This window comes from Acetobacter tropicalis (assembly GCF_030644465.1).
Classification (GTDB): Bacteria; Pseudomonadota; Alphaproteobacteria; order Acetobacterales; family Acetobacteraceae; genus Acetobacter; species Acetobacter tropicalis.
In genome coordinates, this window is record NZ_JAUYUW010000001.1 from 2,514,723 (window position 1) to 2,524,920 (window position 10,198).

The following is a 10,198-nucleotide window of genomic DNA, read 5'->3' on the forward strand; positions in this document are numbered from 1 at the left end:
CATGGCCCTGCTTGACCATACCGGCAAACCCTTTCCCTCCTGGATGCTGCAGGGCAAGCCCGTTGGTGGCGCAAACCTGACGGGATCTCGCTCCGCCATCACCACCATGTCCATGGAATGGGTTGATCCTGCTGCTGTGGGTGAAATGCTGCGGTCTGCCAGTCAGGGAAACAGTCAGGCATGGCAGGAATTTTGTGAGTTAATTGAACAGAAAGACTTGCATTATCTGGGTGTGCTGAGCACCCGCAAGCGCACGGTCAGCCAGTTGCCGATCACGGTTGAAGATGCCGGGCCGTCGCCTGATCAGAAAAAGCAGAGTGAATTCGTTCGCGACTGGATTGCCAAGGGCGTCCTGCAACGCAGCCTGTTTGACATGCTGGATGCGATTGCCAAAGGATTTTCGGTGATGGCGTTGCAGTGGCATCTGGAGGCAGGAAATTACTGGCCGGATAATCTGATCTGGCGACCGCAGCGGTGGTTCGACATCTCGTATCAGGATGGTGAGACCATCATGCTCCGGGACGATGTTGGATCTGGGGTGACGCCGGACATGGCGGGTGCCGTTCCTGAAATGGGGTTTTCTGGGATTCTGGAACGCAGTGCTGTGATTCATCGGCATCAGTCGTGGTCCGGACTGACTATTGATCAGGGGCTGACGCGGGCCATTGCGTTTAACAGCCTCTTCAAACTGTTTTCAAACCGCGATTGGGGCGTGTTTGTGCAGGCATTTGGCATTCCCATCCGTGTGGGAAAGTTCGGACGCGATAGCACCGATGATGACCGTGCCACGCTCTGGCAGGCCATTGTGAGTAGTGCCGGCCAGCTGGGCATCATGATCCCAGAAAGCATGATGCTGGAATTTGTCGAGCCGAAAAATGGCGCGGGCTCAAATGATGTGCATGAGCGACGGTGCAAATGGCTAGACGAGCAGACCAGCAAGGCCGTTCTAGGGCAGACAGGCACCACGGATGCACGCCAGGGCACGCACGCTGCGGCTGCAGTGCATAGGCAGGTGCAGGACGATATTGAACGCGCGGATGCCATGCTAGTAGGGCACACGGTCAACCAGCAGATTGTGCGGCATATGATCGACATGAGCTTTGGTGCGCCCAAGGATGGGAACTATCCTGTGGTGCGCATTGGCCGCCCTGATGAAGCGCCGCTGGCGGATGTGATCAGCGCAGTGCAGAACCTTGGGCCGCAGGGCTTTAAAGTGCGGGCTGATGATCTGTATGGACGCCTGAACCTTCAGCCGCCGGAAGAAGGCGACGTGGTGGTGGGTATGATTGCCCAGCCACAGGTGCCGCAGCCTGCCAGCGATCAGCCTGCCCAGGTGAAGCCGCCGAAGCAGCTGCCGAGCCGTGACCCGGTGCCGACGGTGCATGACCCGCAGGCCGATGATCAGGCGCAGCAGACGTTGGCAGAAACCACTCTGCATACCCGGATTGGCAAGCTGGTGAGCCTGCATGTCCGCGATAATGGTCCGCTCCTGATTGACATGATGACGCAAAGCACCGCGCGTCGCGCCAACACGGCACTCCAAAACATGCGGGATCAGGTCCGGGAGGAGCTAGAAGCCTCATCATCATTGCAGGATTTTGAAAGGCGTCTGGATGTGCTGGACTTGGATGATGATGCCTTTGCGCAGGCGATGACAGAAGCGGTGCTTGTGATGGAGCTGGCTGGACAGGCAGAAGTGTTAGAACAGGTGCGCAATGACGGATGAAGTCATCCGTGGTATTGGCCTCGCCCCATCGGAGGCCATCAGCTTTTTCAGAAAGAAGATCAATATGCCCAGCAAGCGGTGGGGAGAACTGGAAGCGCAGGCACACGGCACCCAGTTTGCTGTGGCAGGCGCAACATCCAAGGCACTTCTGGATGACTTCCGGGTCGCGCTTAACAAGGCGCTGGTGGAAGGGACGACTCTTGCGGAATTCCGGAAGGACTTTGATCGGATCGTTCAGAAGCATGGGTGGAGCTATAACGGCTCACCTGGCTGGCGCTCCGCCATTATCTACGAGACCAATCTGTCCAGTGCCTATGCTGCCGGGCGTTATCGAGAGATGACGACGCCTGAGGCGCTGGATATCTATCCATATTGGCGCTACCGCCACCATGCGTGTGAGCATCCGCGGCCAGCTCACGTGGCATGGGATGGAATGATCCTTCCGGCAGATGACCCATGGTGGAATACGCACTACCCGCCAAATGGCTGGCGCTGCCATTGTACCGTGGAGCCTGTTTCTCGCCGCGATCTTAAACGTTACAACTGGACAGTCAGTGAGGCTCCCCCCCTAGAGGAACGCCCCTGGCGCAATCCGGCTACGGGCAAAACAGTCCTGGTGCCAAAGGGTATTGATCCAGGCTTCCAGAGTAACCCTGGCCGTGATTGGCTTGAGAGCGAAAAGTCACGCGCAACAGTGCGGATGACGCTGGATGCACAGCCAAAAGAAACGATGGCTCCGGCAGAACGTGAGAATTTCCAGAAGAAGCAGGTGCAGGAATTGCTAAAAGTCCGGTCAGGAATGGTCGAGGCAGGCACGGCGTCTGAACCACTGCAGCAGGCACTGAATGTAAAAACGGACAGTGTGAGACTGTCTGATGAAACACTGGGCAAAAATATGGCTGCGCATCCAGAAATCGAACAGGTGGACTACATGCGCCTGCCTATGTTGATTGCTGACCCCGTCGCCATTATTCGGGATAGAAAGCCGACATCTGTTGTGGTGATTTCCAGATATGCAGGCCAGCTATATCGGACGGCCATCAAGCGCACCGTGAACGGGGCTGAGATGTATCTGGATACGTTTTTTAAATTCGGGGTTACGGACGCTCAAAGGCTGGCGAGAAACCGTGGCACTCTTTGGGGCGAGGTTCCTGCTGAATTGTCAGCGAAGGATCAGACTAAAGAGAAGTGATGCACGGGTGGGGCCTGCCAGCGGAACCCCACAATGCACTCCATCGTATAGGTAATCCTCCCTGCTCGGGAGGGCCTTGCGACGTGTTACGGCAGGCAGAATATCACCGTGTCACCGTGCATCACACCTCACAGATACCACAGGACACTTTGAGAGGCGAGAGAAATGGGTGGTGTTTCCGTTCTTGGGTCAACGCAGCAGATCCGCGATGCCCTTGGTCGGGTTGCGGACATTGGCCGTGATCCATCCCGCGTCCTGAGTGCGCTGGGTGCTGGTGTTGTGCGGCATACACAGTGGCGGATTGAGGCCGGAGAGGATCCGCACGGTAAGCGATGGGATAGCTACGCGCCCCTCAACCCTATCTATGCCACCACAAAAGTGGGATCGGGAATCCTTATGGGGCGCGGCGGTATGGGTAGCGGACTGGCGGGGAGTATCACCTCTGCGGTTGAGGGGAACACTCTGGTCTGGGGATCAAAGAAGGTTTACTCCCGTATCCACCAGATGGGCGGCGTCATCCGCCCCAAAGACGCACCACAGCTTTCATTCAAGATGGGGCTGCACGACGATGGAAGTCCACGCTGGTGGCATAGGGGGAGCGTGCTTATTCCTGCTCGTCCGTATCTGGGGTTCACTGAGCAGGACCGCATGTTCTTGATTGAAGAGCTTGAGGATTATCTGGACCGTGCGGTGCGCGGATGATGCCTGCGAGAGGCCGTCCGGTTTTAAAAGGTTCTTAAAAGGGTCTAAAAGGGGTCTGTGTCAGTTTCTGAGCCTTCCGATCTCCGATTACCCATGATGGGGCATAACGCACACCAGCGGGCAAATATGGGAATGGTCTGACTTTGCGGATGGGGCGAACGTTTCCGCCCTGCGAACCCTGTCTGTAATCCGCCACAACAGGGGCATGCCCACTGTAACCTCATTCCATATGGCGCTGCCAGATGGTCCGGACAACAAACCGCCTGAGTGGATACATCTGACGCCCGCTGGCACGTGGGGCGGCAAGGATGGTCGCGGGCCGTTTGTGCTCAAAGATCCTGCTGGCGTGATCAAGCGCTCCATGCATATGGCTGGTGGCAAGCTGGTTGTGGACGAAAACCACAGCACGCATGTCGCTGGACCCAAAGGAGAGTCCACACCAGCCGTTGGTTGGGTGGTCGAACTGGCATCACGCCAGGATGGTATCTGGGGCAAGGTTAACTGGACCAGGCGTGGGGCAGAACTGATGGGCGACAAAGCCTATCGCGGCATATCACCTGCCATCGGGTCAAAGCCGGACGGCACGGTTGAATGGATTGAGGCAGTCAGTCTCACAAATCGCCCCAACTTCGGGGTGACAACTCTACATTCCCAAAATCAGGAGACGAGGATGGACCTCGCACAGCTACGGCGCACGCTCGGTCTATCCGAGACGGCGACGGAAGATGACATTAACGCGGCCATTGCACGCGGTAAGGCAGCGGTGACGCTGCACGCCAGCGTGGCAAAAGCGGTCGGCCTGGACGCGAATGCCACCGATGCGGCGGTGCTTGCTGCCGTGCAGGCCAAGGGCACTGAAGTCAGCACGCATGCTCAGGCTGAGATTGTCACTCTGCAAAGCCAGATGACAGCGGCACAGACCACAATTGAAGGCCTCAAAAAGCAGCTTTCGCAAAAAGATGCTGAAACATGGGTCAAGGAATTGGGCCGCACGAAGGTGGTCACTGAGGACATGGGCGCGACGCTTGTGACGCTGCACATGCAGGACAGCAGCATGGCCCAGAAAATTGCCGAAGGTCTGGCTCCTGTGCCGTCCAGCAAACTCTCGCTGCACACTCAGCAGAAGCCTGCCAAGAGCACGCCGTCTGGCAGTGGCACGGAAGAGTCACGGTTTGATTTCACCGACGAGGAAATCAAAGGCTACGTGGGGGATGAACGCTGATGCTGACGACCGATCGGGTTCTTGACCAGAAACAGTGCTCCACAGGACCGGTTTTTGGTGGCTCAGTTGCGAATGGCTTTGCCGTCAAGAAGGGCTCCATTGCCGGGATCTGTCAGGACGGCACCATTGTCCCTGCGGGCACCGCCAATCCCCCCACGCCCATTGTGGCCATTGGCGGCATCTGTGATCACGGTCAGGACAATACAGGCACCAGCAATACCTACGGCGCAACCACGGGTCCCGGCCCAGTGGACATGCTGAACGGCTGCTGGGCGCTTCCCTTCGACACTGCGCCTACGTGGGCGGACAAGGGCAAGCCTGTCTACGCCGTGGATGACGAAACCGTCTCCCTGACCGAAACGCCGGACGGCGGAACGGCGCGCCTGCAGGTTGGAACACTGGCGGGCCTTGAAACCAACGGCACGCCTTACGTGCTTATCCCCTGAGGAAAAGATGGATATTACATCAGCCAATATTGCTGCGCTGACGACTGATATTAACACTCAGTTCAACCGGTTTTTGCAGCTTGCTCCCGCAGTCAGTGCGCCGCTTGTGATGGAAATGCCATCCAAAAGCGCAGCCAATTTCTACCCGGATCTGACAGATTTCCCCGGCATGCGGGAATGGGTCGGCTCACGTGTCATCCATCGGATGAAAAACGGTGCGTTTGTCATCCCGAACAAAACGTTTGAGGGCACGATTGCGATCAAGCGGGAACATCTGGAGGATGATCTCTTTGGGATCTACAAGCCTTTTATTGCCCAGCTTGGCAAAGAGGCGACAAACCTGCCGGAGAAGCTTGTCTTCCAGCTGCTCAATGGTGCCACCAAGATCAAGGGCATAGACGGCCAGTATTACTTTGATGCTGACCATGTGACCTACGACGAAAATGGCACTGAAAAGTCCTACGCGAACATTGCAACCCCTCTGGAGGGTGAGCAGGCTGCCCCAGCTTGGTATCTGTTCAAGTGCGATGATCCACTCAAGCCGCTGATCTACCAGAAGCGTCGCCCTTACGTCATTACCGCCAGAACGAAGCTGACGGATGACAACGTGTTTTCTGACAAGGAATTCATCTGGGGTGCCGATGGGCGGTCTGCTGCGGGCTGCGGCATGTATCAGTTTGCCTACCGCTCCACCCGTCCGCTGACCATCGACAGTCTGGCAGATGCCATGGCTGCCATGGCCGAACAGCGGCGGAGCGATGGTGAGCCTTACGGCATTGAGCCAACACATCTGTTTGTGCCGACCGTGCTGCGCAAGACGGCAAATGCGGTTGTGAAAGGCGGCATGGTTCCGGTTCTGGCCCCTGACGGCAAGACCTGGTTGCCGGGCACGAACCCCGTTGAAGACAGTGTGAAGCTGGTCATCACGTCCCGGTTGAGCAGCAAGGTTGGAGCATAAGGCTATGGCACCGCGTTCTAAAAACACACATGCTGAAAAAGATGCAGTGTCTACACTGGACATCCCCGTGGCGGATGATGCCCCTGTCCAGGGCATCCAGGAGCAGCCTGAAACTCTGACTGCTTCTGTCGAAGGTGCAGATCAGTCAGAGCGTCTGCTGGCGGGAGATGCTTTTTCCAGTGATCGTATGGAAACCGCCGTTCCCGACGCTCGGGGCTCGGTAATTGTTGATCCGGAGCGGTCCAGAGCCGAGGAAGATGCCAAAGTGGCCTTTGAACGGGCCGTGCTCATCACATCAAACGGGCATGACTGCGTTGTGCGTCCTGGTGAAATCATTGTTGTCTGTCGTGATCCCGGCTTCCGCCGCGCGGGCATTGAACATCCTGCAATGCGTGTCTACCGCCGCTACGAGCTGAGCAAGAAACAGCTTGGGCTGATGCGGGCCGAGCCTCTGCTCGAAATTATCGAGGTCGGCTGAGCCATGGCTTACGCCACCGTGCAGGACATGATTGAGCGGTTTGGGGAACGTGCGTTGATTGATGCAACGCGTACGCTCAACCAGGACCGTGATGTCATGGACGTGATCAAGATTAACGGTGTGCTTGAGCGTGCCTCTGCCGCGGTGGATAGCTATCTGCAGCGGCGCTATGCGGTGCCGGTCCGTCCTGTCCAGTTGCCGGTGGTGGATGCGACCTGTGCTCTGGCACGGTATGCGCTGTGCCAGTTGGATGATAGCGAGCCAGCGCTGCAGATCCAGACGGGCCGCAAAGATGCCCTGAAATGGCTCTCTGATATCGGCTCTGGTGCTGCCACGCTGGACGCCACGGCTGTGCCCGACAAGAGCGATACGTGGTCCCGCTTTCAGGCGCGTCCGACCTCCATTCGGGGGGATGGCCTGTGGTAGCGCGCCAGTTTTCTGATGATCAGTATCCAAATTTTCTGGATGGCAATGTTCTGAAAGTTGCCTTCGTCGGCATCATGCAGAAATTGACTGAGGCTTTCGATCCAGACGGATATTCGCACTGTGTCCTGCCGCCCTCTCCGCAGGTGTCAACGTGGAAGCGCATTCAATCGGGAAAGTCCTGTGTTGCCATGACGTTTGGCGGATGGGTTCCTGAAGCCAAAAATGGCCAGACCTTTCGTGGCACGCTGGTTTTTTCGGTTTTCCTGCTGATCAAGCATAGACGCGTTGATGATCTGTGGCTGGGCAACAATGAGCTTTGGGGCTTCGGGACGCTTGGTCTGATTGCCCAGGCGATAGGTTATCTTCATGGCGAGGCGGTGCCTGGTCTGGATGCAACGATGCGCGTGACGCGCCAGATATGCCCGGCAGGGATTGACTGGCTGGATGAGAAATCTGCGCTGGCTGAACTGGAAATCCAGATTGAGGGCGTGGGGCTGGATACGGACGTTTTTACTGACAAACTGCCAGATTTCCTGCGGTTGGCTGAAATATGGACCGTGGATGGGAGCACCCAGCCACAGGCAATTTTGAATGTGAGGGAAAACGCATGACCGTGCGTGTAACTGTGGCCAAGGGGCGCGTTGTGCGTGACCAACATGGCCGGAAATGCCCGGACGGGGAGTTTCCCGTCGATGAAAAAGATTTTTTCTGGAGCGCGCATATTCGCAGCGGGGATCTGGAACTGGTGAAGCCCAAGGTATCTGACACGGCTGCAGCGGTGCCGGAGCCCAGCAATAAGGTGGCCGTGAAATGACCATTACTGTTGATCAGGTTCCCGCTGGCTGGAAGGTGCCGGGTAGTTACACCCAGGTGAGCGGCTTAAAGAGCAGCACCAGTCTGACAGGCATGCCGCTCAAAGTTTTGCTGATTGGTGTTCTGGGGGAAAACGGCAGTGGAATGCCTCTGACTGTTTACCCATACATCACTGCATCGCAGGCGGCGGCATTGGCGGGAGCTGGTAGTGCTGCCGCCAATATGGTTGCAGCCTTTCGGACTGACGCACCTTATACTGCTGCTGACCTTATTCTGGTCTCTCCTGCCAGCGGGGCTGCCTCTGCCGTATGGACAATTACGCCCTCGGGTCCTGCAAAGGCATCAGGCACGGTGGCGCTTGAAGTCAATGGCTATCGTGTCCCGGCGACTGTGACCAGTGGCATGACGGTTGTGCAGATTGGAGCCGCTCTTGCTGACGCCTGGACCGATGCGCTTTCTGTCTCCACCGGCTGTGCTCTGGTTGTTGATGCCACCACCGGCATCCTGACGCTGACAGCCACTGACAAAGGGGCCTGGACGAACGATATCGACGTGCGGGAAAGCAGCCGCTACGGCGACGGTGTTTCTGGTGCCGCATTGGCAATTGTGCAGGCGACGCAGGGCGCGGGTGTGCCTGATGTGACGCCTGCGCTGACAACGGTCAGCCGCACATGGTACACTGATATCGCATGGATTACGGCAGACCAGCCAAACCTGTCTGTGTTTGCAACGGAAACGGCGCGCCGATTCAATGCCATGGTTAAGCTGGATACGCATGTCTATCTGGGTATGCGGGGCACATATGGGCAGGCATTGGCCCTTTCCGAAACCCAGAACTCAAAGTTTGTCAGTATTCTGCCTGCCAATCGCGCACGGTTTTCCCCGTGGGAGGCTGCGGGATCGTTATGTGCTGTTGCTTCAGCTGCTCTTAATACAGATCCGGCGCGCCAGTTGCGTACGTTGGCTCTGACCGCACTTGCCGGGCGGGGTCCTGATGATGCGGACGATTACGACGACGACACACGCAACGTCCTACTCAATAACGGTATGAGCACGTTCAATGTGCAGCAGGGTGGCGCGGTTGAACTGGAGCGGGTTGTGACCACCAATCTGGTGGATGACACCGGCACCAAGGATGACACCTGGACGGACATCATGTCTCCCAAAGTGGCATCCCGTGTGCGGTATGAGTTTAACGCTTTCATCACCACCACATATCCGCGTGCAAAACTGGCTGATGATGGATCGCGATTGGCAAAGGTGAGTGCGGCAAATGTCGTGACGCCATCAACGCTACAGCTTTCATGGGTTGGGCAGTCCACCATCTATGCGGATTACGGCTGGATTGATGACGTGGATACGCTGAGCCCGCAGGCTGTATTTGAGCGCGATACGACAGATCGGAACCGTGTGAATTCCAGCCTGATCATCAACCGTATGGGGAGCCTGATGGTCGTGGCCAACTCCCTCGAATTGCAGGTGTAATATGGCCAAAACCGTAGGCATTATAGAGATCTGGTGGAAAGGCGTTCAGTATGAATGCGTGACTGGCAGTACAATCAAATTGCCAGGTTACAAAAACAACACGCAGGTGACCGGCAGCACCGTGCAGCGTTACCAGAGCTTTGCCGCAGGCGAAGTGAAAGCAACGCCGGTGCTGAAAAAAGGCATGAAGCTGAGTGCATTCACCGCAGATGATGAAGGCGAGCTTCAGGTGCGGTGTGATACCGGGCAGTCTTTCGTGATGCCGGACGCGTTTATCCTCGATAACCCCACACTGTCCGACCAGGGCGGCAAAGCGCCGGTGACCTGGAATGCGGGCCTGTTTCAGGAAATTGTAAGCTGGTGAGCGATACTTCCAAACTGACCAAAAAAGACCCTTTGGCTGATCCCCGGGTCACGAAAAATGATGACGGCTCTTACACCGTGCAGCTGACGCAATCAGTGCAACTGATCAAGGATGAGCCGCCGCTGACATCTGTCACATTAGGGCGGGTCAAAGGCCGTTCCATGGTGTCCATGCTGGATGCCACAGGAGAAGGGTCGCGCCTGGAAAAGCTGCTGCTTGCGTCTGCCGATCTTGTGGGGCCGAAAGGCGAAGCATTCATGGATAACGTGGAAGCGTCTGACTTCCTGCTCCTGATCGGTGTAGCCAGCACTTTTTTGGCGAGTGGCCAGACGACTGGCCAGTAATTCTGGCTGCCATTGGCAGTGAGATGGGCTTTTCGGAAGCCG

Annotated in this window: 13 protein-coding genes; all 13 read left to right on the forward strand. The window is 57.0% G+C overall.

The window, feature by feature from the left end; all coding sequences use genetic code 11:
- The first annotated feature begins 1 nt into the window (after position 1).
- The 13 genes from QWU00_RS11475 to QWU00_RS11535 all read left to right on the forward strand — a co-directional run bounded on the left by QWU00_RS11475 (position 2) and on the right by QWU00_RS11535 (position 10,156).
- The gene (locus QWU00_RS11475) at positions 2 to 1,726 is read left to right on the forward strand and encodes a DUF935 domain-containing protein (RefSeq protein ID WP_035379143.1); all 1,725 of its coding nucleotides are present in this window, start codon (positions 2 to 4) and stop codon (positions 1,724 to 1,726) included.
- Positions 1,716 to 2,918, forward strand: coding sequence for a phage head morphogenesis protein (locus QWU00_RS11480; protein ID WP_052051269.1), 1,203 nt, complete (start codon positions 1,716 to 1,718; stop codon positions 2,916 to 2,918). Before QWU00_RS11475 ends, QWU00_RS11480 begins: the two co-directional genes overlap by 11 nt.
- Positions 2,919 to 3,083: 165 nt before the next feature.
- Positions 3,084 to 3,620, forward strand: a complete 537-nt coding sequence (locus tag QWU00_RS11485; RefSeq protein ID WP_035379141.1) for a phage virion morphogenesis protein — start codon at positions 3,084 to 3,086, stop codon at positions 3,618 to 3,620.
- Between the two features lie 205 nt (positions 3,621 to 3,825).
- Entirely contained in the window at positions 3,826 to 4,842 is a 1,017-nt protein-coding gene (locus QWU00_RS11490) for a phage protease (RefSeq protein WP_081939006.1), read from the forward strand.
- The gene (locus QWU00_RS11495; protein ID WP_035379139.1) at positions 4,842 to 5,288 is read left to right on the forward strand and encodes a hypothetical protein; all 447 of its coding nucleotides are present in this window, start codon (positions 4,842 to 4,844) and stop codon (positions 5,286 to 5,288) included. Before QWU00_RS11490 ends, QWU00_RS11495 begins: the two co-directional genes overlap by 1 nt.
- Before the next feature lie 7 nt (positions 5,289 to 5,295).
- Positions 5,296 to 6,246 carry a Mu-like prophage major head subunit gpT family protein gene (locus QWU00_RS11500; RefSeq protein ID WP_035379137.1) on the forward strand — a complete coding sequence of 317 codons (951 nt, stop codon included), beginning with the start codon at positions 5,296 to 5,298 and terminating at the stop codon, positions 6,244 to 6,246.
- Positions 6,247 to 6,250: 4 nt separating this feature from the next.
- Entirely contained in the window at positions 6,251 to 6,724 is a 474-nt protein-coding gene (locus QWU00_RS11505; RefSeq protein WP_035379135.1) for a hypothetical protein, read from the forward strand.
- 3 nt (positions 6,725 to 6,727) lie between these two features.
- A complete protein-coding gene (locus QWU00_RS11510; RefSeq protein ID WP_081939005.1) occupies positions 6,728 to 7,150 on the forward strand; it encodes a gp436 family protein in 423 nt (140 codons plus the stop codon).
- Positions 7,096 to 7,761, forward strand: coding sequence for a hypothetical protein (locus QWU00_RS11515; RefSeq protein ID WP_166443783.1), 666 nt, complete (start codon positions 7,096 to 7,098; stop codon positions 7,759 to 7,761). Before QWU00_RS11510 ends, QWU00_RS11515 begins: the two co-directional genes overlap by 55 nt.
- Positions 7,758 to 7,964, forward strand: a complete 207-nt coding sequence (locus tag QWU00_RS11520) for a hypothetical protein (RefSeq protein ID WP_035379130.1) — start codon at positions 7,758 to 7,760, stop codon at positions 7,962 to 7,964. Before QWU00_RS11515 ends, QWU00_RS11520 begins: the two co-directional genes overlap by 4 nt.
- Complete coding sequence (locus QWU00_RS11525) at positions 7,961 to 9,448, forward strand: hypothetical protein (protein WP_035379128.1); 1,488 nt, start codon at positions 7,961 to 7,963, stop codon at positions 9,446 to 9,448. Before QWU00_RS11520 ends, QWU00_RS11525 begins: the two co-directional genes overlap by 4 nt.
- 1 nt (position 9,449) lies before the next feature.
- On the forward strand, positions 9,450 to 9,812 hold the full coding sequence (locus QWU00_RS11530; RefSeq protein WP_035379126.1) for a phage tail tube protein: 363 nt from the start codon (positions 9,450 to 9,452) through the stop codon (positions 9,810 to 9,812).
- Positions 9,809 to 10,156, forward strand: a complete 348-nt coding sequence (locus QWU00_RS11535) for a hypothetical protein (RefSeq protein ID WP_035379124.1) — start codon at positions 9,809 to 9,811, stop codon at positions 10,154 to 10,156. Before QWU00_RS11530 ends, QWU00_RS11535 begins: the two co-directional genes overlap by 4 nt.
- The last annotated feature ends 42 nt before the right edge of the window (positions 10,157 to 10,198 follow it).

What these genes read in the sequence shown, in the direction of transcription:
- QWU00_RS11475 (WP_035379143.1), top strand. Translation starts at nt 2, where the DNA reads ATGGCCCTGCTTGACCATACCGGCAAACCCTTTCCCTCCTGGATGCTG.
- QWU00_RS11480 (WP_052051269.1), top strand. Translation starts at nt 1,716, where the DNA reads ATGACGGATGAAGTCATCCGTGGTATTGGCCTCGCCCCATCGGAGGCC.
- QWU00_RS11485 (WP_035379141.1), top strand. Translation starts at nt 3,084, where the DNA reads ATGGGTGGTGTTTCCGTTCTTGGGTCAACGCAGCAGATCCGCGATGCC.
- QWU00_RS11490 (WP_081939006.1), top strand. Translation starts at nt 3,826, where the DNA reads ATGCCCACTGTAACCTCATTCCATATGGCGCTGCCAGATGGTCCGGAC.
- QWU00_RS11495 (WP_035379139.1), top strand. Translation starts at nt 4,842, where the DNA reads ATGCTGACGACCGATCGGGTTCTTGACCAGAAACAGTGCTCCACAGGA.
- QWU00_RS11500 (WP_035379137.1), top strand. Translation starts at nt 5,296, where the DNA reads ATGGATATTACATCAGCCAATATTGCTGCGCTGACGACTGATATTAAC.
- QWU00_RS11505 (WP_035379135.1), top strand. Translation starts at nt 6,251, where the DNA reads ATGGCACCGCGTTCTAAAAACACACATGCTGAAAAAGATGCAGTGTCT.
- QWU00_RS11510 (WP_081939005.1), top strand. Translation starts at nt 6,728, where the DNA reads ATGGCTTACGCCACCGTGCAGGACATGATTGAGCGGTTTGGGGAACGT.
- QWU00_RS11520 (WP_035379130.1), top strand. Translation starts at nt 7,758, where the DNA reads ATGACCGTGCGTGTAACTGTGGCCAAGGGGCGCGTTGTGCGTGACCAA.
- QWU00_RS11525 (WP_035379128.1), top strand. Translation starts at nt 7,961, where the DNA reads ATGACCATTACTGTTGATCAGGTTCCCGCTGGCTGGAAGGTGCCGGGT.
- QWU00_RS11530 (WP_035379126.1), top strand. Translation starts at nt 9,450, where the DNA reads ATGGCCAAAACCGTAGGCATTATAGAGATCTGGTGGAAAGGCGTTCAG.